The 22,164-nt window shown below is 44.4% G+C and carries 26 protein-coding genes; 13 read left to right on the top strand and 13 right to left on the bottom strand.

The window, feature by feature from the left end; genetic code table 11:
- Positions 1 to 22: 22 nt before the first annotated feature.
- The 6 genes from LZG74_RS25735 (at position 23) to LZG74_RS25760 (ending at position 2,539) form a co-directional block, all read left to right on the top strand.
- The gene (locus tag LZG74_RS25735) at positions 23 to 301 is read left to right on the top strand and encodes a hypothetical protein (RefSeq protein ID WP_233799326.1); all 279 of its coding nucleotides are present in this window, start codon (positions 23 to 25) and stop codon (positions 299 to 301) included.
- A 210-nt stretch (positions 302 to 511) separates the two neighbouring features.
- Positions 512 to 1,153 (top strand): DNA alkylation repair protein, encoded by a 642-nt coding sequence (locus tag LZG74_RS25740; RefSeq protein ID WP_233799327.1) that lies wholly within the window; start codon positions 512 to 514, stop codon positions 1,151 to 1,153.
- Between the two features lie 38 nt (positions 1,154 to 1,191).
- Positions 1,192 to 1,560 (top strand): helix-turn-helix transcriptional regulator, encoded by a 369-nt coding sequence (locus LZG74_RS25745; protein ID WP_233799328.1) that lies wholly within the window; start codon positions 1,192 to 1,194, stop codon positions 1,558 to 1,560.
- Positions 1,544 to 2,047 carry an SRPBCC domain-containing protein gene (locus LZG74_RS25750; protein WP_233799329.1) on the top strand — a complete coding sequence of 168 codons (504 nt, stop codon included), beginning with the start codon at positions 1,544 to 1,546 and terminating at the stop codon, positions 2,045 to 2,047. The genes LZG74_RS25745 and LZG74_RS25750 overlap by 17 nt, the downstream gene beginning before the upstream one ends.
- A complete protein-coding gene (locus LZG74_RS25755; RefSeq protein ID WP_233799330.1) occupies positions 2,044 to 2,355 on the top strand; it encodes a hypothetical protein in 312 nt (103 codons plus the stop codon). The genes LZG74_RS25750 and LZG74_RS25755 overlap by 4 nt, the downstream gene beginning before the upstream one ends.
- Before the next feature lie 4 nt (positions 2,356 to 2,359).
- Positions 2,360 to 2,539 (top strand): NAD(P)-binding domain-containing protein, encoded by a 180-nt coding sequence (locus LZG74_RS25760; RefSeq protein WP_255699686.1) that lies wholly within the window; start codon positions 2,360 to 2,362, stop codon positions 2,537 to 2,539.
- A 15-nt stretch (positions 2,540 to 2,554) separates the two neighbouring features.
- Here the strand turns inward: LZG74_RS25760 and LZG74_RS25765 are convergent, their stop codons facing one another.
- From LZG74_RS25765 to LZG74_RS26635, 3 genes are read right to left on the bottom strand one after another with little or no spacing between them, the layout of a single operon-like run.
- A complete protein-coding gene (locus LZG74_RS25765) occupies positions 2,555 to 2,743 on the bottom strand; it encodes a hypothetical protein (protein WP_233799332.1) in 189 nt (62 codons plus the stop codon).
- 2 nt (positions 2,744 to 2,745) lie between these two features.
- On the bottom strand, positions 2,746 to 3,342 hold the full coding sequence (locus LZG74_RS25770; RefSeq protein WP_233799333.1) for an alpha/beta fold hydrolase: 597 nt from the start codon (positions 3,340 to 3,342) through the stop codon (positions 2,746 to 2,748).
- Positions 3,315 to 3,548, bottom strand: coding sequence for a GrpB family protein (locus LZG74_RS26635; protein ID WP_409014536.1), 234 nt, complete (start codon positions 3,546 to 3,548; stop codon positions 3,315 to 3,317). The genes LZG74_RS25770 and LZG74_RS26635 overlap by 28 nt, the downstream gene beginning before the upstream one ends.
- Positions 3,549 to 3,820: 272 nt before the next feature.
- Here LZG74_RS26635 and LZG74_RS25775 point away from each other — a divergent pair, with 272 nt between their 5' ends.
- The gene (locus LZG74_RS25775) at positions 3,821 to 4,474 is read left to right on the top strand and encodes a phosphoribosylanthranilate isomerase (protein WP_233799334.1); all 654 of its coding nucleotides are present in this window, start codon (positions 3,821 to 3,823) and stop codon (positions 4,472 to 4,474) included.
- A 31-nt stretch (positions 4,475 to 4,505) separates the two neighbouring features.
- Here the strand turns inward: LZG74_RS25775 and LZG74_RS25780 are convergent, their stop codons facing one another.
- From LZG74_RS25780 to LZG74_RS26640, 5 genes are all read right to left on the bottom strand, one after another.
- Complete coding sequence (locus tag LZG74_RS25780; RefSeq protein ID WP_233799335.1) at positions 4,506 to 5,282, bottom strand: metallophosphoesterase; 777 nt, start codon at positions 5,280 to 5,282, stop codon at positions 4,506 to 4,508.
- Positions 5,283 to 5,293: 11 nt separating this feature from the next.
- Positions 5,294 to 6,346, bottom strand: a complete 1,053-nt coding sequence (arsB, locus tag LZG74_RS25785) for an ACR3 family arsenite efflux transporter (RefSeq protein ID WP_233799336.1) — start codon at positions 6,344 to 6,346, stop codon at positions 5,294 to 5,296.
- Positions 6,347 to 6,442: 96 nt separating this feature from the next.
- Positions 6,443 to 7,030 carry a DUF6428 family protein gene (locus LZG74_RS25790; RefSeq protein WP_233799337.1) on the bottom strand — a complete coding sequence of 196 codons (588 nt, stop codon included), beginning with the start codon at positions 7,028 to 7,030 and terminating at the stop codon, positions 6,443 to 6,445.
- Positions 7,031 to 7,085: 55 nt separating this feature from the next.
- Complete coding sequence (locus LZG74_RS25795; RefSeq protein WP_233799338.1) at positions 7,086 to 7,418, bottom strand: helix-turn-helix transcriptional regulator; 333 nt, start codon at positions 7,416 to 7,418, stop codon at positions 7,086 to 7,088.
- Between the two features lie 105 nt (positions 7,419 to 7,523).
- On the bottom strand, positions 7,524 to 7,718 hold the full coding sequence (locus LZG74_RS26640) for a DUF3817 domain-containing protein (protein ID WP_409014538.1): 195 nt from the start codon (positions 7,716 to 7,718) through the stop codon (positions 7,524 to 7,526).
- A 183-nt stretch (positions 7,719 to 7,901) separates the two neighbouring features.
- Here LZG74_RS26640 and LZG74_RS25800 point away from each other — a divergent pair, with 183 nt between their 5' ends.
- From LZG74_RS25800 to LZG74_RS25815, 4 genes are all read left to right on the top strand, one after another.
- Positions 7,902 to 8,165, top strand: coding sequence for a zf-TFIIB domain-containing protein (locus tag LZG74_RS25800; protein ID WP_215236654.1), 264 nt, complete (start codon positions 7,902 to 7,904; stop codon positions 8,163 to 8,165).
- 547 nt (positions 8,166 to 8,712) lie between these two features.
- Entirely contained in the window at positions 8,713 to 9,096 is a 384-nt protein-coding gene (locus LZG74_RS25805) for a hypothetical protein (RefSeq protein ID WP_233799339.1), read from the top strand.
- A gap of 15 nt (positions 9,097 to 9,111) precedes the next feature.
- On the top strand, positions 9,112 to 10,053 hold the full coding sequence (locus tag LZG74_RS25810) for a cytochrome-c peroxidase (protein ID WP_233799340.1): 942 nt from the start codon (positions 9,112 to 9,114) through the stop codon (positions 10,051 to 10,053).
- Positions 10,054 to 10,089: 36 nt separating this feature from the next.
- Positions 10,090 to 10,794, top strand: coding sequence for a hypothetical protein (locus tag LZG74_RS25815; protein WP_233799341.1), 705 nt, complete (start codon positions 10,090 to 10,092; stop codon positions 10,792 to 10,794).
- Here the strand turns inward: LZG74_RS25815 and LZG74_RS25820 are convergent, their stop codons facing one another.
- Positions 10,795 to 13,623, bottom strand: coding sequence for an ATP-binding protein (locus tag LZG74_RS25820; protein WP_233799342.1), 2,829 nt, complete (start codon positions 13,621 to 13,623; stop codon positions 10,795 to 10,797).
- Positions 13,624 to 13,979: 356 nt separating this feature from the next.
- Between LZG74_RS25820 and LZG74_RS25825 the strand changes: the two genes are divergently transcribed.
- Entirely contained in the window at positions 13,980 to 14,693 is a 714-nt protein-coding gene (locus LZG74_RS25825; RefSeq protein WP_233799343.1) for a DUF2490 domain-containing protein, read from the top strand.
- Positions 14,694 to 15,156: 463 nt separating this feature from the next.
- Here LZG74_RS25825 and LZG74_RS25830 read toward each other — a convergent pair whose 3' ends face one another.
- From LZG74_RS25830 to LZG74_RS25840, 3 genes are all read right to left on the bottom strand, one after another.
- The gene (locus tag LZG74_RS25830; protein WP_233799344.1) at positions 15,157 to 15,591 is read right to left on the bottom strand and encodes a response regulator; all 435 of its coding nucleotides are present in this window, start codon (positions 15,589 to 15,591) and stop codon (positions 15,157 to 15,159) included.
- 46 nt (positions 15,592 to 15,637) lie between these two features.
- Positions 15,638 to 16,657, bottom strand: a complete 1,020-nt coding sequence (locus tag LZG74_RS25835) for a chemotaxis protein CheB (protein ID WP_233799345.1) — start codon at positions 16,655 to 16,657, stop codon at positions 15,638 to 15,640.
- A 67-nt stretch (positions 16,658 to 16,724) separates the two neighbouring features.
- The gene (locus LZG74_RS25840; protein ID WP_233799346.1) at positions 16,725 to 19,913 is read right to left on the bottom strand and encodes a CheR family methyltransferase; all 3,189 of its coding nucleotides are present in this window, start codon (positions 19,911 to 19,913) and stop codon (positions 16,725 to 16,727) included.
- Positions 19,914 to 20,139: 226 nt separating this feature from the next.
- On the opposite strand from LZG74_RS25840, the gene LZG74_RS25845 reads away from it, so the two are divergent.
- Positions 20,140 to 20,562 (top strand): response regulator, encoded by a 423-nt coding sequence (locus tag LZG74_RS25845; protein ID WP_233799347.1) that lies wholly within the window; start codon positions 20,140 to 20,142, stop codon positions 20,560 to 20,562.
- A 263-nt stretch (positions 20,563 to 20,825) separates the two neighbouring features.
- Here LZG74_RS25845 and LZG74_RS25850 read toward each other — a convergent pair whose 3' ends face one another.
- Positions 20,826 to 21,608 (bottom strand): manganese catalase family protein, encoded by a 783-nt coding sequence (locus LZG74_RS25850; protein WP_409014537.1) that lies wholly within the window; start codon positions 21,606 to 21,608, stop codon positions 20,826 to 20,828.
- Between the last annotated feature and the right edge of the window lie 556 nt (positions 21,609 to 22,164).

Genomic DNA, 22,164 nt, shown 5'->3' on the forward strand with positions numbered 1-22,164 from the left:
TTAAGAAGTTATCATGAAAGGTATGAGTATTAAAAACTTGCTGACCTGGATTACTCCGCTGATGCTGGGAGCATTATTGGGTCTTTACGAAATTCTGCATGGCCTGTTTTATGTGATTTATGGAACACCGGACCAGAAGCGAGACTATCCACTCGAAATTGTTCTTGGACTGCTGATCATGGCTGTCTGCTTAGGAGGCCATTGGCTAATTAGCCGTATCTCGCGTTCCAACACGCGCACAATCTGGATCACTGAATCAATACTGGTAGCCTTTATCATTTACGGTTTTTATAGATCTTAGGAAATCAAACTATATAATTGCTGGCGTAGAGGCATAGAGTTTTTAACGAGATCTTTAACCATTTGATCCGAAAACTGGAAAGGTATTAAATGCCGCAATGATAGTAGTTACCAAGATAATGGGAATTATTCCCTAGGGGTGGAACGCGGTTGAACCAATGAAAAACGTGGGAGCTGTCGGCAGTTAAAGACAAGTAATCAGAACACAGCAATGAAACTTTCTTCAAAAGCGGATAACATCCTGGAACAGATCAATAGTAAAACCAAACTGGGAGACTTACGGAAAATTGCAAAGGATATTAAAAAAGATCATGAGCTGGCTCTTGAACTATGGTCGACAGGGCGATTTTTGCCCAGGCAACTGGCCATTTTAATTATGGACAATAAGCGCATTTCACAAGAGCTTATCAATGAACTTGATCGTGATATGCAAACCCATCCATCAATCGAGCGGAATCAATTGATAGACTGGTTAATGGCCAACCAAATCCATAAAGACAAGAAGACCACAGCGTTAATTGAATCTTGGGAAAATAGCCCGTCTGCTCTCCAAAGAAGAGTATTCTGGTATCATCAGGCGCGTTTGAGATGGATGGGACAAACTCCTCCTGAAAACACGGCGGAATTGCTGGCCAAAATAGAAACCAATATTGCCAAAGAAGAACCGGAAGTTCAGTGGGCGATGAATTTAACCGCCGGCTGGATTGGTGTCTATGAAAAACAATACCGGGATCGGTGCATTGCCATCGGCCAGAACACTGGTCTCTATAAGGGGGAAATGGTATCAAAAGGCTGCACTCCGAACTATCTGCCGGAATTCATAGCGATTGAAAGCAAAAAACGCAATCTATAAGCGTGTGTATTGAAAAAAATTTGCACAACCAAATAGTTGTGCTTAAATTAGCAACCAAATGGTTGTATATGGTAGAAAGAAGGGATGTTTTCCAAGCTATTGCCGACCCTACGCGACGAATGATCATTCAGCGGTTATCGGGTGGCGCATTGAATATTGGTCAGATTGTGGACGACTTTGGCATTACCCGCCAGGGCATTGCCAAACACCTGAAAGTGCTGCATGAATGCGGCATGGTCACGCTAACCCAGAGAGGGCGCGAGCAAATGTGTGAGGCGCGGCTGGATCAGTTGGATGAAGTGGCCGACTGGGTGAATGAGTCTCGCAAACGCTGGAATCAGCGATTCGAAAAGTTGGACAAATTTTTAGCAGATACAAAAGACAGCAAAAATGAAATCACAGGATAAGGAACTCTTAATCACACGCATATTCCATGCGCCCATCGATAGGGTTTTTGACGCATGGACCGACCCTGAAAAACTTAAACGCTGGTATGCGCCCGATGGCTGCACGATCAACTATAAGCATATTGAGGTTGAGGAAGGTGGACGCTTTCATTACCGCATCACTCATCCGACCCACGGCAGTGGATGGGTTGTTGGCAAATACCTGGAAATACTGCGACCTGAGAAATTGGTGTATACTATACGGCTTTCAAATGAAAACGGCGACATACTATCACCAGACGATTTAAAATCAGCAGGTTGGCCGGGCGAGATATTGATCAAAGTAACATTCGAATCTCTCGGTGACCAGACAAAAGCAGTGATCTACGAAGCCGTATCAGAGGAGAAAGCCCGTAAAACCGGGGCGTATCGCGGTTGGTTAGAGATGTTTGACAAACTGGAACTTCAATTACAAAGCATTCCAAACCATAATTCAGCATCAGCATGAGCAAAATAATCTTTGACAGCGGGATTTCCCTTGACGGCTATTTCGCCGGTGACAACAGAAGTCCGCAAAACCCCATGGGCGGCGCGTCGAGCAAACTTCATCAATGGATGTTCAAACAAAAGGCATTCTGGAAACACATCAAAATGGAAGGCGGCCAGGAGGATGGCGCAGATGGGACATTGATCGAAGATGTGTTTGCCCGGACAGGCTCGTACATTATGAGAAAACGGATGTTCGAGATGCAGATCATTGAATTGATACCGTCCGAACTCACCACGCATATAAGGTACAAGCTGACGAAGAAATGAAATATTGAATCAGCAATCAGCGCTTGGCCATCAGGTCATGATTGCAAATTCGCGCGGACCAGAATCACTGGGTGAGATTGCTGCCAAAACAGGTGCAACCGCTGTAACAACGGAAGCAGCAGCAAGAGCAGAAGACCTTATCATTATTGCTATTCCCAATAAGGCCAAAACAAGCATGGGATAAGCTGATTTTCAAGCATTATGGCAGCAAAAATCTTTCTATTAATATAGTAACCTGGCGATACGGTTCAGGGCCAGCTTTCAGTGTCGTAATTTCACCAAGGTAATCGCCATGGCCGCCCGGAATGATCATTAGGTCTGAGCCTTCAATCAGCTGATGCATCTTCAATGTATGTTCCAGTGTTGCGACATCCTTGTCACCAGTCAAGATCAATTTTTTGCTGTAATGCTGGCCAAGGTTTGATCGGGGATGTCTTTAAATGTATTCATGCGCTCTTGGTCCCGGACGAACATGGTTTGAAGCGCCCTTTCATCAGGATTAACCGCCCTGAAAGCCTCCTTCAATTGTGGTGGCATAGTCTCAAGATTACCGTTCCTGATATAGTCCCAAAGCATTTGTGGTGCCCCTTCTAGTTTAAAAATAGCCGATGCTGCAATCACTTTGTCGACAACCGCGGGATGCCGTATTGCTATTTGGAGAGCAGTTGTAGCTCCATTACTGAAACCAAATATGTCTGCTTTTGAAATATTCAGATTTCTAAGTAATGCAGCCACATCGTCTGCATCCTGCTCGAAACTCAGTGGAGTACCCCTGTCACCCGTATGTCCATGGGCCTGCAATTCAACAGCGATCACTTTGTGGTTTACAGATAACTCGTCTATAACCCGACCGAAAGTAGTGTAAATGGTTGATCCGCCTCCATGTATCAAGACTAGCGGCTTACCTTTTCCATGAATTTCATAGTACATTTTTAGCCCATTGACTTCTGAAAAAGCTTTTAGAGGCTTGTCATCATTCTGTTCCATACGTTGTGCGGTGTTTCGATTTGCGGATCAAAGCAACTTACTGACACCTGGATGTCAATGATATCTTTTGCAGCAAGACCCGGGACAGCCGTTGATCCTATATGATATATGCTGGTCTGCCGGCCTTTCATTGCATCTTTCAACAAAGTTGCAATCTGCTGAAACTGTATTGACCAATCCGGCTGATAAGGAACTATTTGAATCATTGTTCGATACAATTTACACAAAAAAAGCGGATGTTTGGCTTCAATAAAATACAATCCGGCAGCTTATGCCTTCTAAGTTGAGTGCTGGATTAACAATTTTGCACCTCCAAGTATTGTTTACTCAATACTGAATTAGTATCAATTGTTATTACCTACTATAAATTTGCTGCTTTGCACGTTTTGCAACCTGATCCACCTGCAAAGAAGCTAAGTGCGATTCGATATGAGATCTCAGCGTCTGTTATGTAGGTAATTATATTTGTATTCATATTATGAAAAGACCGAGAGTAAAGATTTGTTGCATAAGCAGTGTTGCCGAAGCAATGCTCGCTATTGAATATGGTGCGGCTGCATTGGGTCTGGTGGGGCATATGCCAAGCGGACCGGGTATAATTAGTGATGAGCTCATCAAACAAATTGCTGAAAAAGTTCCCCCTCCTATTGCTACTTTCCTGTTAACCAGTGAGACGAAGCCGAAAGATATTATTGCCCATTATAAAAAAGCAAACACAACAACTATTCAAATTGTTGACGAGCTGGAAAAACGGGAATATCAAACACTTCGCAAAGAGTTGCCAAATGTTAAACTCGTACAGGTCATCCATGTTACGGATGAAAGCGCGATCAAGGAAGCAGTTGAAATTTCAAAATATGTAGACGCAATTTTGCTCGACAGCGGCAACCCGAACTTAACGGTTAAAGAGTTAGGCGGAACCGGGCGAATCCATAATTGGGAAATAAGCAGACAAATCAGGCAATCAATAAAAATACCTTTATTTCTTGCTGGCGGGATAAATAAAGACAATGTCAGACAAGCCATTGAAGTGGTTCAACCTTTTGGACTGGACCTTTGCAGCAGCGTTCGTACAGATGGAAAACTGGACCCAGAAAAACTCAGAGATTTCTTCAATGCAGTCGAATTATGAAATGTGGGTTTGAAAACCGGCAGTGCTATTTTCATTTTCCCAGACGTAATGATTCTGCATATGCATTGGGAAGGATGCTCGCTTCTACAGCCTTGGCTGCTGTTTCGACATCGTATTCAAAACGTATAAAATCTACTGTAATGCTTTCCTTACTTGCTGTGGATGCATCCGAATTAATGTGCAGGATTACATAGCCGCCCCTTGGGTCACCATCTTTTGGCTTACCGACCGAACCGATGTTGATCGCATGCCGGAAATGATCTGTGCCGTCTGGCTGCATTGAGCCCAATACCCTATGGTAAGGTTTGTGAGTATGGCCGAAAAGCATGACATCAGCGCCTGCCTGCTCCATGATCCGCAGCATGCTTTTTTCATCACGGTCCTCAAACAAGTATTCATTGATCCGCCGCGGGCTCCCATGCACCAGAAGAACTGATAACGCTTTCTCATTAAGTTGAAATTCCAGACGGATGTGTGCCGGCAAGGTTCTTAAATAAGCGCGCTGCTCGTCTTTGACAATTTCGTTCGTGTAAGCAATCGATACTTTACCGTTTTCCTTTTCATCGTCTGTCTTATAGGCACATCCGCAATCGTCGCTGCTCCTTCCGATGCCAAAGTCGTAATTACCGGCAATGGTAGGAATACCACGCTTTCTGATTTCGTCAATAACTTCATTAGGCCATATGTTGTAACCGACCAGATCGCCCAGGCAATAAATAGCATCAATGTCTCTGGTTTCAACATCTTTGAAAAACGCATCCAAAGCCGGAAGGTTGGCATGAATGTCTGAAAAAAAGGCAATTCTCATATAATAGGGAGTTAATTGGAAAACTTGTGCTGTTGTTTGAGTGCAAAATTGACCATCAGGATCAATACCGGCACTTCGATTAGTGGGCCGATCACAGCAGCGAATGCAGCCCCCGAATCAATCCCGAATACAGCGATAGCGACCGCAATCCCAAGCTCGAAGTTGTTACCTGCAGCCGTGAAGGCCAACGATGTTGATTTGGCGTAATCTGCGCCTGCGCGTTTGGACAGGTAGAAAGCAGAGAAAAACATGATTGCAAAATAAATTGTAAGCGGGAGCGCAATGCGCAGCACGTCAAAGGGGATACTGACAATCAGCTGGCCCTTCAAACTAAACATGACCACAATCGTAAAGAGCAAGGCAATTAAGGTGATCGGGCTAATGGCCGGAAGGAATTTTTGCTCATACCAATGCTGACTAAACAGCTTTGTTAGTACGATCCGTGAAATAATGCCGGCCAGGAACGGGATGCCCAGATAAATAAATACGCTTTGGGCAACCTGGCCAATGGTAATGTTTACCGCCAGGCGGCCCTGCTCAAATCCCTTCAAGCCAAAAAGTGGCGGTAATACGGTTACGAAAACATATGCATACACCGAATAAAACAAGACCTGAAAAATGCTGTTGAAAGCTACCAGCCCTGCCGCATACAGGCGGTCACCATTGGCCAGGTCATTCCAGACAATAACCATGGCAATGCAGCGGGCAATGCCGATCATGATCAGGCCAGTCATGTACTCGGGCTTATCGGGAAGGAAGATAACGGCCAATCCAAACATCAGTAACGGGCCTATAATCCAGTTTTGAAGCAGGGAGAGCCCCAGGATTTTCGTGTTATTAAACACTTTCGGCAGCTCTGCATAACGCACCTTAGCCAGTGGCGGGTACATCATCAGCACTAGGCCAATGGCCAGTGGAACATTCACACCTGACCCTGAATTAAACTGGTTGATGAAATCAGGTGTGCCGGGCAAGAAATAGCCTATTGAAACGCCGATCAGCATGGCTAAGAAGATCCACAGGGTCAGGTAGCGGTCCAGAAAAGAAAGACGTGGGTTATTCATTCAGTTTGATACTTTAAATCTCTTTTCATAACGACAGCTGATGACGGGCAGTGCCCGCTAAACTGCCTGGTTTGCTGAATTGCATCTGGTACCTGCTCAGCAGCACCCAGAGCCAGGCTTGCAGTTGTCTCCATCGGAGGTGACCAATTCAAGTTCCTGTTTGACGGGCGTGGGCGCGCAGCAGGATGCTTCTGCTGACGGTGTGCCGCAGCTTTGGTTTCGGGTAAGTGCCTTGCATTGGGTGAAATCCGGGACCAGGTTAACAGTGAATGTTTCAGCATCGGAAGCAAACTCTCCGGGGTACATTTGGCGTGTATCAAACTTGGAATTGCCGAACTCAATTTTAACGATTGCATTAGGGTTCAGTGGAAGCGATTTTTCAACCAGGTCGACAATTTTCAGCGCTTTGTCAACTTTCATTGAACGGTCTACTTCTTTCTCTGAGGGTTCCCATAGCTGCACGATCACTTCTGTCCAGCTATTCATTACCCCGCCGCAATCAACCGAAACGATGGGTGCTTGCTTGATTTCGGTAATGTGGTAAGAGCTGTCTACAAATTTGCCTTCTTCATATTGGAATTGCAGGTGCAGATCAGGATTTTGTTGAAGGGTATTTTTAAAATCACCCCAGGTCAGCGGCCCCCGGGTCAGCGGCCCTTCGGTCATTGGATTTAATTGGCTCATAGTTTCTATTGGTTAAATGTATTATTACGATTGATATTTTCAAACAAAGCCCTGCCTAATTGCAGCAGGATTCACTAAGAGCAAATGTATCTAGCAACGAACCAAATGTCTTCTGCGCTTCTGACCACACGACCGGGTTAATGCAATAGCATACCCTTGGCGGATTGATTTCGCCCTGGATGATCCCAATCCTTTTGAGCTCCTTCAAATGCTGGGAAACAGTTGCCTGGGCAAGTTCGAGCTCATCTACCAAATCACCACAAACGCAGGCTTTTCTGGAAATCAGCAGTTGCAGGATCGCAACCCTGGCCGGATGCGAAAACGCCTTTGCCAGATCCGCGATACGGTTCTGCTGCTCGGTGAATATTTCGGTTTTAGTTACTCCCATGCTGCAAATATAGATAGCATTTGACCAATTGCAATATTACGATTAATATTTTTTTATCTACCAATCTCTATCGTATTTTACGATACTGAACCGATGAAGGCATTTTCAAAGAAGTATGATGACGCTGGCAACCCTCAAAGTAATTCCAGGGTTTGAATTATGCTTGTCAATGTAAAATGTGCCCAAAGGAATTATACATGCCAGCAGTACTTTCCAGGACATTTCCAGATACTTCCAGCGGTAGGTTACCCCTACACTAAGCGTAGTAAACACAAAGAACGTAAAGAGCAGCCATGAGATAAAGACCGATCAGCAATTGAACATGGGAAACTGTCGGTTAGCTGCCTAAGTGCAAATTTGCCGCTTACCTCACTAAATCTGGAAAGGTTGCGTTAATTATAAGAGTAAAGGTATAAAATGAAGCCCGGCGGTCTGAAAAAGTCAAGGCCAGCCAGGCAATTAACTAAACAAATTCAATAGCATATGAAGTGTCCATCTTGCAATGAAACGCTCCTAATGAGTGATAAAAACGGAATCGAAATCGATTATTGCCCAAAATGCCGGGGGATATGGCTTGACCGGGGAGAACTGGAAAAAATAATGGAGCGCTCGGCTGACCATTACGCCAAAAAGGAAAACTACGATTCAGATTACAAGAAGTACGGATATAATGAGTACGGCTCGGACTACGGCCATAAGTACCCGCACAAAAAGAAAAAGTCGTTTTTGAGCGAGCTTTTTGATTAATACTATCCAGATTTGTAGGTTGCCCGTGCCGTGTAAGCATGCTTCGGGGCGGGCAGCCTTCAATAATCAATATAAAAGGTTTGGTCAGCCCAATTTCCGGAAACCCATGCTTTATATCTCATGCTCTCTGGACGGATACATTGCAAAACCCGGTGGTGTGCGACTATTTAAAGACTTCCGTCCTGAACAAATGGTTGAGCTCAAATCAGTAAAGCATTTGTATTTACCTGAAATAGACAACTGAATCTGCCGGTGGGTCCGAAATAATTCAAACTGCTGTTGTGCCAGCACTTGCTGCTCTGTCCGGAACGGCTCTAATAAGATCTTGAAGGAAAGAAAGTTGCAATTAAAGGTTACATGATACCTGTGGATCCGGATACAGCTAGTTGCACTCAACATATGCCCCTTTAAAGTACGCTACCTGCTCTTATAGCAACGTTTCTCTGCAAATTGACACGTTTTCAAATGTATCTGCAACAAATTCAAAACGCCGTTTTAGTGTGATCATCGAGCTTTGTGAGAATCTTAATCCCAAAGCTCGAAACTGATGAAAAACGCAATTAAATGGCTGGGTTGCCTGGCTGTTCTTTTGACCATAGTCTCTTTTATAGGTGCCCCGGATCCCATTGTCGGACGCTGGCAGCGGATACAAAAATCTCCAAACGGCGACATTACCCTGCTATTTGTCTTTCGGGCCGACAGCACTTATGATGGCATTGTGAATGGGAAAGCATTTACTACCGGGCGTTATTTTATAAAAGATGATACGATAAGTGTTTCTGACAACGGTTGTAACCTCGCTTACTACGGGACTTACAAGCTGAAATATTATGCTCAGGATTCACTACTGTTTACTGCCATTTCCGACACCTGCCAGGAGCGCTATCAAGGCGCGAATGGTTTGGCTTGCAAGAAGTTACCCAAAAAGTAACTGCAATATCTCCCCGTGAAAGCAAAAATAGTCATACTGATCTGCGCCGTTCCGCTGCTTTTCATCCGCAGCGTGATGCATGAACCTGAGCAGCCGACTTCCCTGGAATTGGGAAAACGACTGTTTTTTGACCCTATCCTGTCCGGGAACCGGACCATTAGCTGCGGATCTTGTCATAAAGAAAATTTGGCCTTTGCGGATTCTGTGCAGGTAAGTCCGGGCGTGGATGGTCGGGTGGGGACAAGAAATACGCCTTCGGCTATGAACATGCGTTTTCAGGAAAGTTTTTTCTGGGATGGTAGGGCGGCCACTTTGGAACAACAAGTGTTGATGCCCATAGAGAATCCGGTTGAAATGGATTTGCCGGTGGATTCGGCGATCGCCCGCTTAAACAGCGATGCATTTTACCGGCAATCGTTTCTGCGCATATTTAAAGAGCTGCCGTCCAAAAGCAATTTGGCAAAAGCCCTTTCTGATTTTGAACGTTCCCTCGAAACGGGCGACAGTCCTTTTGACGACTGGCGTGTCAACGACAACGAAGACGCAGTCAGCGCTTCCGCGAAGAGAGGATTCAAATTGTTCAATACAAAAGCCAAATGCATTCAATGTCATTTCGGCCCTGATTTTAATAATGTTGAATTCAGGAACATTGGCTTATTTGATGGCAAAATGCACTTGGATAGCGGCCGGTCAGCCATTACCCATCAGGCATCCGATCTTGGTAAATTCAAAATCGGCTCTTTAAGAAACATTGCCATCACAGCGCCTTACATGCACAATGGTATGTTCAAAACATTAAAAGAAGTCATCAACTACTATAATAATCCCGAGGCAATCGTTCCGAATGCCGTCAACCGTGATACGATATTGACCGGATCCTTACAACTTACCGAAGCAGAAAAACTAGACATTGAAAACTTCCTGATCGCCCTTACTGACAGGCGGTTTTTGAAATAAATATTACACAACCTTTCATCACTTATCCTTAATACTATGTTTAAACTCAGCATCACCTCATTTTGTCTAGCGCTTGCATACGGTGTACTTGCGTTGGCCGTATCCTGTACAGACCACGATGTGCCAGCCAGCAACCTGCCCGAATCAAAATGCAAGGATGTAAACGGCGGCGACCGCCTGTATCCCTGCGAATTTTCAATTGAAAAGATCACCTTTCTGGGCGCAGATGGCGCCGCGGCCGGAACTGTGACCGGCTCGAATCAGGTGCTCGCATTGCCGCGATCACTCGCTAAGGCAGACAGTTACACAAGAAATGAAGAAGGAAAAATTGGCGTGGCGACATTCGACGTACAAATCACTCTGAAAAGAATCGCTTCACCTTCCTTTCCGGTAAATGAGGGTTACCTGATCGGATATACGCACAACACTTCGGGTGGAAAAATCCTCCACACCAGCACTGGTGGCGGCACATATGGAGAAAGAGATAAATTTGGCCCGCCTGTGGCTTTAAACATGGCTATTGGTGAAAATATGGATGTTACGTACGAAATGTTCTTTCCGTACCGGATGGAAAAAGCAGGATTAGTGGTTGTGCCTGTCACGGTCTTTGCCTCTTCGTCTTTCTTTGTGGACAATGATGTGACAACTTTAAAACTGCCCCGCACGACCGTTCCTTACAACTATGTAGGCAGCGTAACGGAAGCTTTTTACGAAAAATTGATCGTTACCCTGAAAAACTGATCATGAATGTTTTTCAAAACTAACAGCACTGGGCGGATAGCCGAAGTGCTTTGAAAAGCTGGTTGAGAAATTGGCCGGGTTGCTGTAACCGACCATGTAGGAGATTTCGGCGATCGTACCGGCTTTGTTTTTCAGAAGTTCATGAGCTTTCTGCATGCGGATACTACGTACAAACTCACCCGGACTTTGGTTGATCAAAGCTTTTAATTTGCGGTGCAGCTGCGCCCGGCTCAGGCCAAGCTGCCTGCCAACCCAATCCGTGCTGATCTGCTCATCATCCAGATTTTGCTCAATTACCGTCCTGATTTTATCAAGAAATGCCTTCTCCACAGAAGGCATTTCTTCTGTATGGGTGAGCCAACGGTAATTCCGACTGTATTTTTCCTGCAAAGCCTTGCGTTGCCGTAGCAGGTTCTCGATCACCGCCTCCAACTCCCGGTTATCGAACGGTTTGCCCAGATAGGCATCTGAACCCGTTTCAAGACCATGAATCCTGCTGTCCTGATCCGCCTTGGCCGTAAGCATGATAATGGGAATGTGGCTGCTGCGCTCGTCTGCTTTCAATTCAGCGCAAACTTCGTATCCGTTTTTGACGGGCATCATTAAATCGGTGATGATCAACGCAGGGATTTCTGCAAATGCAAGATCAATTCCTGCCTGGCCGTCTTCTGCGGTCAGGACCACAAATTTTTCGGACAAAGTCGTTCGGATAAAGGCGTTCAGTTGCTGATTGTCTTCGATAAGCAGGATTACCGGTAGAGAATTTCCTTGTTGCTCGTCAGCGATTTGTTCATTGCTGTTAGATTGGTAAACAGGTGTTTCGGGATAAGGCATTGGTTTAGCATTTTCTGCACTCAATTTATATGGCAACCGGACTTTAAAGGTGCTTCCCTTCGCCTCGGAACTGTCTACCATAATCTCCCCGCCAAGCAATGTTACCAATTCCTTGACCAGCGCCAGTCCTATCCCCGCCCCTTCCCTGGTGCGGGTGTCACTGCTATCGGCCTGGTAAAACCGGTCGAAAATGAATGGCAGCTTATTTTCAGGAATGCCAATTCCCTGATCCTCGACCCTAATCTCGTACTGCGCTTCAGCCAGCATCTCAAAGAAAACCTTCACTTGCCCATCCTTCTGACTGAATTTAATGGCATTGCTGATCAGGTTCTGAATAATCTTTTCGAGCTTATCAGCATCTTCATCAATAATCAGGGATTCCGAATCCGTATAGAAATCCAGTTGAATGTTCCGATTGTTTGCCAGAGAATCAAACTGTGCGACATGAATGCGCAGCATAGCAATAATATCAACCGGATTCACGTCCAGAGCAGTTTGCCCTGATTCTAACCGGCCAAGGTCAAGTAACTGATTGATCAGCTGTAACAACCGATTGCTGTTTTGCAGGATATAACCGGCATATTGCTCAGCAATTTTTGGATCAGGGTTACGCAACAATTCCCTGGCAGGGTTCATAATCAGGGAAAGCGGCGTTTTGAACTCATGTGTAAGATTGACAAAAAAGCGCGATTTCGCAGCGTCCATCTCCTGTAACCGCTGGGCCTGTTCTCTTACCTGGGCGGTTCTTTTCAAAACGGTTTCTTCCAGCTCCGTTGTATGTGCAAGAATCAGCCGTTGTTTTTCCTGCTCCTGGGCTAGATTGACTGCGGCCAGATCGCGGGTTTCAATGAGTTGCTTTGCCAGAAAGCGATTCGTCCCAGCCACTTCCAAAGCCAGGTAAATCGTGAACAGCGCGGGCACGACCAGATTCCCCCAAGCAAATGCTAGCATTACTTCCGGCAATGTAAACCAGTTAAAGACATTGGCACCAATCAATATTCCGGATACAAAATGAAAAATGACTCCTGCAGCGATCAACCACAACGACTTTTTACCTTTTCGGATTTCCCTGAGAACGGACAGAAAGGCATCTGTGTAAAAGACCAGGATAAATAGCAGCAGATATAAATTATGAAGGTTAGTTATGATTTCGTCATACCAAACGTCATACCAATTCCAGACGGTCAAGAAAGTAACAGGAATGGAGATGCCAAAAACTGCGATGATCTTTCTGCGTGGCAATGTGCTGTAACCTGCCGAATAAAGCAGCAATGCGCCAAACGCAAGGTTCATGGTAACAAAGCATAAAAAAACTTTGGTAAAGAACACCTGCATCGCAGGATCGGTCGTGACAATGGTCTCATACCGTGCATAAAGTCCCAGCGCAATCATGAAAACATAGAATACATAGCATAGATGAATCCGCTGTTTGGGATAGAATGCAAACAACAGTAAATGCACCAGCACCAGCGTACAAGCAGCAGCTACGCTCATCAGAAGCAGGTCCATAAAATGTTGATCTGCCGCCAGCCGGCTGTTCATCTGATGCAGATCCTGAATTTGTGCATCAAAGCCGATAAAGTTTGGATAAAATGCATTGTAGTTACTGAACCGGATAGCGATCAAGTGCGGCAGCGTGTCCGTAATAGCCAGCGGAATCGCCACATTCGGCGCCCGTACGGCTTGCATGGTCTGCTTTGAATTTCCTAGCCGACCAAAAGACATGATCTTTTTGCCATCCAGATAAGTTTCCGAAGCTGCGTCGTGGTTCAAATTTAAACCCCAGCTGTTTGTCAAATTCGGACTTTCCTTTTTAACCCATAAGCGAAACCAGCCAAAACCCGTCCAAGTCTTGGGCGCTGGGGATCTGGTATATTTTCCTGCTCCAAAGTTCGTCCCGGCAAGCGTCTGCCAACTACTGTCTGGGAAATTAGGAGTACCCCATCTGGTGTCATCTCCGGAACGGAATTTCCAGGGCGATGTGGTTAAGGACAAGGGCTTAAATTGGGCGCTTCCGGTGAGCAGTACAGGAGCTGTTTGCGCGGTAGCAGTAAAGTCAAATAGCAAGCAACAAACAACAAGGAAGCCTTTTTGCAAAACGTCTAAATTGTAAAATTTTTTATTTTTCCCAGTCAAATTCTATACCGTTTTACAATTAGCAAGTTCTTTTCTGGTTCCTATTTCCAATTCTGCAACAGGCGTTGCAGAATTGGAAATAAAAGGAAACTATTGCTAAAATAAGCCTTATTTTTTCCAAGTTCTTTTTCTAACTGCTACATGCCATCATACACTTTCCCCAGGAACACTTTTGTTAAGAGAGAATACGAATCGTTAGCCTATCACGTCGAATAATGTTCAAACACAATGTTGCAATCTTTAAGTTTGTTATTGCTGCATTAATCATGTGCTGCACCCCATTTCGGGCCTTTACTCAAAATCCAATCACTGGGTGGATTTTTATTTCTCATACCCAGAAGCTCCATTCCAAGTGGGATTTGTTTTTAGATGCGCAGGTGCGGTCAGTTTACAAGTTCAAAGATATTAACACCTTGTTGTTGCGCTCAGCGATTAATTATAATTTGAATGGAAACAGTTCTTTTGCCCTGGGCTATGCTTCAAAAAACGACTGGGAGCAAGAAGACAATGGAACTCGTTTTCATCCCGAACACCGGGTTTATCAGCAATATCTTTTCAAGACAGAATTTGGAAGGCTTCAATTCACAGGACGCGCACGCTACGAGCAACGGTATATCCGATCCGAAGATGAATTTTTATTCTCACAGCGCTCCCGCGCATTTGTTGCTTGTCAGATCCCTGTGTTTGCAAAAAAAGACTTCAAAAAGGGTACATATCTTAATTTTCAAGATGAGATTTTTCTAAACGTCTTCCACAAGAATCGAGTAAACAACTCATTTTTCGATCAAAATAGAATTTTGGGATCGCTTGGTTACCGATGGAGCGATAAAATTGACACAGAAGTTGGCTATATGTGGTGGTACCAGCGGGAAAACGAAGGTGATGTATCCAGTAACGTTATTCAACTGATGATTACTTCTAATTTCTGATTAATTCCACCCTCCACGAGGTCGATCTGGATTTCGGCGATCTCGCCCGGTAATTCACAGTTCAAAGGTTGGACACTTGTCTATGTGTTTTTCAAAATGTTCCTTGAACACTGCTATAACAGATCTACCATTTTTTCTCCAATTCTATGTTTTAAATGACGGTGATGCATGCTGGTACATTCATTTTGTAAGATATTGCTGCATTAAAATGCTGGAAATCCCAATCTGGTTAACAATTGCTACAAGAATAAATGAGATAGCGCAGGTACAAATCTTGTGAAGCAGACCGGCTAACTAAAAATCCTGGCTAGTCAACCTTCACATGCACAAACAGAATGAATATTATGTCTCTACGCCTCTCCTATCTACAATGGATTTAAAGTCCATCGTAGGGATCGTTGACTGCAATTTTCTTTAACAAATCTTACTGACCCACTCAAAGTTACAGTATATCGAAAATTTGCTACTGAGCATTTTTGATGTAGTTAGGTGATTCACATTCTTGCCAGTACTCTACAATTTTTACGATCATCTTTTTCAATTTATCGTAATTACTTGGCTTGATAAAGAATCCTTGAATAGACTTTGAATAAGCATTGATCACATGCTTTTGTTCGGCACTTGTCGAAAAGAAAAGATATGGGATGGATTTTAATCTCAAATCTTCGTTATTATGAATTTTTTCATATAGTTCCATCCCATTTAATTTTGGCATGTTTATGTCAGAAAGGACAAGAAAAGGTTCAATGTCTATATTTGTCAGGTACTCCAAAGCTTGTACACCGTCCCCAAAGAAAACAAGATCATTCTTATAATCAAGTTCTTTAAAGATTTCAGACAGGATATCCTGATCGTCCATGTCATCTTCTATAATTACAATAGGTCCTTTTTTGTTCATAGATGTTACTGTTCTGATGTTAATAAAGTTCTGAAAAAAGTGTGCATTAACTGGGTGTATCCTGAGCAGTCCCTTTGTCATCAGCAAGCAGAATTGCTTTAATCCGGTCAATGTGCACCTGGGAAAGCTCTGCCCTTTCGAGGGCTGATTTTTTGGTTGCCCCACTCTGTTCTTTGGCAAACGTGGTCAAAAGGTTCCTTCTTTCTTCAAACATCCGGAGTGCTGTCCACATCGTCTCTTCGATCTTTAAAGTTTGCTCGGCGATCAAAGCCTGCGCGGTATAGGCATGGCCGGTATGACAACGGTAGCGTGTCAAGGGGCCTTTATCCACTTTCCATAAAACACCACCACAGCCCGGGCAATTAAAGGGCACCTGATCTCCCAGCGAATTGACAGCAGGCAGATCACTAAGGACGCGTTTGGCAATTTTTGCTTCGATCAATATATCCTTAGGGACGGGCCTACTTTTTTCCGGTTTTGCTGCCAGGAGCTGGTATAGTAATCCGCCCATTTCCAGAAGGGGTAAACAAAAATCAACATCGACCTGTTTGATGGCATTGGCAGGCATATCAGGATATTCTGCATCTGTCGGGTCTTGAACTATGCAGGTTCCACCGCACCGCTTGATCGCGATCATCCCGGCTGTGCCATCGTCCAGATAACCTGTTAACAAGATCCCAATCACATTGCTGCCGTAAACAACTGCAGCTGAACGAAACAATGGGTCAATCGCCGGCCGGGAGCGGTTTTCCTGCGCGCCCTTGGTAACCAGGATCTTTTGGTCATCACCGATCATCAAATGATGATCAGAAGGTGCCAGGTATAGATGTCCGTTTTTAAGGTTTTCACCATTTACAGCATGCGCACAGTGAATATTGGTTTGCTTGTTAAGCACGTCTAAAAGAACGCTACCTGTTGCGTCAGCTGAAATATGCTGTACAACCAGTATTGGCGCTGGAAAATTTTCTTGCAGCTGGTTGATTAACGTTTTCAGTGCATTGAGGCCACCGGCAGACGTGCCAATAACGACAACTTTTCCAGACAGCTCCTGTTTGTTTTTTGCCATAGTAATTTGATTATAGAGCGTAGGTGATCTGGGCAAACCAATGGCTATGTTAGCCCTCATGGGCTATCTAATATTGCAGCCCAGATACTGGAAAATAGATCACAAATTTGCTACCTGTACCCGGCATGCTTTCAACGCGGATACTGCCACCGGCAGCATCGATTATCTTTTTAGCCAGGTAAAGCCCTATGCCTTGTCCTTCATGATCCGTTTGGAGCCTGTGGTACTTATGAAAGATTTTATCAACGTCGCCTTCGGCCATGCCAGTCCCATTATCCTGGACTGTCAGGGCAGTGAATTCACCTACACTCGAAGTATGGATGGTGACAACAGGCGTATCCTCTGATCGGTACTTGATCGCATTTGACACCAGGTTGAACAAGATGCTTCTCAGGTTCTTTTTAGAAAAAAGGATTTGGCTGACTTTCAAATCGCTCGTGATTACCGCGCCGGTCTGCTTGATCTTATCGCCCAGGCTCCAAAGGATGCTTTCCAAAATTTCATTCATATCAACCATTTCAGTCAAAATGGCTTCGTCTTCAATTCTGGCTACTGTGCCAATGTCCTTGATCAGTGCCCCAAACTTTTTCACTGAATTGCCAATAATGTTTAGAATCGGCCTTAGCTCCTGGTCGTCTGCCCGCATTTCACTCAATAACCCTATACTAACACCTATATTACTCAGCGGTCCAAGCAGGTCATGAGATGCCGTATGTACAAAATTGTCCAGGTCGCCGTTTATGCGGGTCAGGATTTCATTCTTTTTGTCCAGCTGGTGTTGTATTTCTTTCAGGCTGCTAATATCATTGAAAGTAATGATAGCGCCAGTCCTTTTATTACCAAGCTGCTGGACATAGGGCATCGTCATAACCTGGTACCATTTTCCATCATTGGATTGTACTTCCCGGGTAATAGGATAACCGTTTTCCAGGACGTGTGTTATATCATCAGAAAGAGTTTCAAACCTGAAATTGGTTGAAATATTACTGATTGGGCGTCCGATGTCGCTTTCAAGCAAATTGATATGCCGGACGGTCCCCGGCGAAAACCGCATCAAGCGAAACTCTGCGCTGACAAAGAGCTGGCCATTGATATTGCTTTTGAAATAATTGTTCAGATCATCGTTAAGTTCTAACAGCTCCCGGTTCTTTAACTGATAGTCGGCATTGATCGTGTGCAGCTCTTCATTGATCGACTGCATTTCCTCATTGGTACTCTGCATCTCCTCATTGGCCGAGAGCAGCTCTTCATTAAAGGACTGCATATTCTCGTTGAGTGCAAACAGCTTTTCGCTTCCAGCAGCCAGTTGCTCTTTCAGGTCTTTGTTTTCTTGCTCCAAAAACCTGGTATAATCATCCAGATAAAGCTTCTCGTCAAACTGCATTGCGCCTGCTGGCAGGTCGGGACCTTCATCTTCGGTGAACTGTACGACTAAGAACCCAATAGGCCGGCCTTTGAAGACCATCGGGCTAACTGACAGGTTTACTTTGATTGTCTGCTGTCCTTGCTGGATAAGCACCCCTGTGACCACTGATTTTTTAAGGGTTTCGCTGACCTTTTTACAGGCTGTTTTGAAGGCAATGTTTAAGGGGCCGGGTAAAAGCTCGGTCAGATCAGATGTCAGAATCTTTTGAGTAAGGAACCTGCCGGTGGCACCATAAGATTTAAGCACCTTGTAGTTTTCATCAACACAAATCAGCAGGCGTTGGTCTTCATTAAGGACCGTTTCATGGATTGCCCCATCCAGGGTGCGGTCAGGGATTTTATTTGTTTCCGGTTGAGAAACCCCCAAGCTGGCGGGCTTATGGTAGGTATATTCAGGCAGGGTAAAGGTTTCAAAGTTTACAGAGGGGATAGCGTCCAGTTTCTTGTAGATCTTTGCATTTTTATCAATGACTTTCAGGCTCTTCAATATGGGCGACGGGTTCTCGCTAGACCCTAAAAACAGGTAACCCTCCGGTTTAAGCCCGAAAAGGAGCATGTGATAAATTTTCTGCTGCAAGGTCGGGGTCATGTAAATCAGCAGGTTGCGGCAGCTGATCAAATGCATATTGCAGTAGGGCGGGTTTTTCACCAGATCATGTCTGGAAAAAATAACCATTTTCCGTAATGCAGCGGTAACCTTGTAATCTTCCCCTTCCTGTACAAAGTACTTTTCCAGGTAGGATTGTGGCATTTTCGATACCACGGAAGCAGCGTAAATGCCTTTGCCGGCATGGGCCAGAGCAGCAGTGTCAATATCGGTAGCAAAGATTTTTACATCATGGTTTTGAATCTTTTCTCCCAAAAGCTCACGCATCAGGATAGCCATCGAGTATGCTTCTTCGCCAGTTGCGCAGCCAGTAACCCATATCCTGATCTCCTGACCAGTGGAAAGACCTTTTATAATGGAAGGGAGCACCCGTTTTCCCAGCGAATCAAATGCTTCCGTGTCCCTGAAAAAAGCGGTTACGCTGATCAGGAAATCTTTGGCAAGCGCTTCAATTTCATCAGGGGAAGCTTTGGCAAACTCCAGGTAATTTTCCAGATTTTCAAAGTTGTTATAAGCCGCCCTTCTTTTGATCCGGCGCAGAATAGTAGACTGCTTGTAATCTGAGAAATCCAGTGGAAGCTGCTGGCTGATGAGCTCGATCAAACCGGCCATGTTCTCCCCATCAGAGATGCTAGCGGCCAGTAAATCAATTTCCCGCTTGACATATTCTTCAATGGCGCCCGGCATCGCCTCGGGCTCCACAATGAAATCCACCATTCCCGTTGCAATGGCATTGGATGGCATGCTATTAAATTCTGTGGTTTCGGGATTTCGGGCAATTATCATCCCGCCTGCCTTCTTAATTGCTTTCACGCCATCGCTGCCATCAGAGCCCAGGCCCGACAGGATGACGCCAATCGCCTTGGAGCCGTAGTCAGCGGCAAGGGAAGATAAGAAGGTATTAATGGTCATGTGCGGGCCACGCACGTTGGTTTTATCACTTAAATGTAAGTGTCCCCTTTTAATGGTCATAAACTTATCTCCGGGGATCACGTAAACAAAGTTAGACACAATGCCCGTCCCTTCTACTGCCTGAACCATGGTCAGCTTGCTGTACCGGGACAAGACCTCTGCCAACCTGCTTTCGTAATCAGCGGATAAATGCTGGACTACAATGTAGGCAACACCATCAAGGGGTGTATTCTCAAAAAAAGAAATCAGCTCATCCAGTCCTCCGGCTGATGCGCCGATGGCAACGATGTGATTTGGTTCAATTGGATTCATTAAGAAGTTAAGGTAAGGTGCAGGATGCTGATTGTGAAGACCACATCACTAGATAAATATTGCTTTAAGGTACAGAAAGTTATTGGAGGTGGCACAATGTTTTTCCCAATCAAGCAACCAGGAGTTAACTAATCACCTACCTGTTTGAAGGTAATCTTATGTGTAATTGACTTAAAAAGACAAGCTGCGTAAGTGTGTATTTAATCTACACTAAACTTATTATCAAATGAATAAAAATGGCCCAATTGTCATTATAGAAGATGACCCTGACGACAAATTCGTATTGGAGGAAGTTTTCGGTGAATTAGGATACCCTAATCAACGAATGTATTTTACGGATGGCCAATCGGCATTGGATTATCTTTATACCAGCAAAGACCTGCCTTTTATTATTATTTCAGATATCAACCTGCCACAGTTAAATGGATTGGAGCTTAGAAGAAAGGTACAGACCGATGCAGAACTTAGCCTTAAGTGCATTCCCTACGTTTACTTTACCACAGCGATCAATCAACAGGTTGTGGTTGACGCATATAGCACATCTGCACAAGGTTTTTTTGTTAAACCGGGTGAATTCGACGAGGTCAAAGCAACAATTAAAGTAATGATCGACTATTGGAAAAGATGCGCAGCGCCAAATAATTTTTAGTTGCAACACCCAAATACCCGGCTTTGCTATACAGCAACTCTTTTGTAAGATAACCCGCTTAAGCATTTAACAAAGATAGCGGTAGCGCACGTCTTGATGACTTGGCCGTCTTAAAAACCGAAGTTTTAACAAAGTAGACTTAGACTTCTTTATAAATATTCATTAGTAGAAGAGCTTTGTATTTTATAAAATATAACGAGGTTACTTTTTGCAACCTCGTTATAACTAATACCCCTTTTATTTATTCTCGGATCTGGCACCATTTAGATTTTTATACCTAGCTTTTTGGCAATATCGGCAAACATTTCAGGATCAATGCCGTCTTCACCAGGTGAATTAAGTTGTGGCTCCTCCTCTAGGTCTGGCATTGGGTATCCTTCGGGGGAACCAAAAATCACCTCTAATGGCTGACCATCTTCCGGATGCGGCCCGTTAAAAATTAAGCCAGCAGTCTGATAGTCTTCTTTGCTAAACGTATATAGTTTGCGGTGTACACCATTCTCTTCGTATTTTCTGGTTTCTTTAAATGCCTTGTTGCTTAAATCAGGAACAGGAACAAGTTTGGTTACGGCTACACCCGTAAGCACTTCCAGTGCCCTGGCGTATGCAACTACGTGCAGCCCGCCGCGAACCAGTAAGAAACCGACCATCTCTCGTGCCGTAGGATCGGTGACCATTTCGTAAACGCGCATTTTGTTGGCACGGGCACCACATTCCAGGAAGAAATTGTGAAGTAAATCCAGCTTGAGGTTACCACTACTAAACACATTTTGTCCGGTCCACCAGTCGCCCATAGAGTCCATTGGCAGCGACGCTTGTCCGCTGGATAAGAAATGGCGGGAAATGCGCGCATTGACGCTCTCATTTAATGGGCCAGGCTCCGGGTCAAAACCTCTTTTGGTTGTTCCCGTCAGAAGCAGATTGATTGCATAGGAAACGACTTCAATGTGGCTATACTCTTCACCTGCAATACTGGCTGTAACGTCGTAAAAAGGCTTTAAACGTTTCTTGCCCCTGAAATTGAACGACTGAAAAGTGTAGTTCATCAAAGTAGACATTTCTCCAAACTTGCCTCCTAGCAATTCCTGAAGAGCGGCAGCTCGATGGGCAGCCTGTCCATTTTTAAAATCATAAACAGCGGAATTTAGTGTACGATAAGTTTTTGAAAGTCAACGCCATACATAAAAACCGTGCCTATTTTCGATTACCTAACACTTATACGTATCCCAAGTATCCTGGAAAGAAAAAAATATGGATAAATTTAAATTTTTCACTTCCCCGATATCGGCAATCGTTTCCCCGATATTATAAATCAAATTATTCAATGTAATACTAGGAACAGATTTGCTGATTCACATTACCAAACTGTTGTTTGAAATGTGAACTGATAGTCTTACTGTTCTAATCCTACCATAAATTCAGTTGAACTGACGTCAGATGCATATAAGCAACGCATTAAATGCTATGGGAACAAATTAAACCTTTTGATTTTGCAAATATGGCGTATGGTATCGCTTTAAAAAATCCTGCTTTGAATCCTTGTAGCTGGTAACTGCGCCAATCATATACATAAATTTGATATAGTACCATGCTAAGTCAACC

It is taken from the genome of Dyadobacter sp. CY327 (assembly GCF_021390415.1).
GTDB lineage: Bacteria > Bacteroidota > Bacteroidia > Cytophagales > Spirosomataceae > Dyadobacter > Dyadobacter chenhuakuii.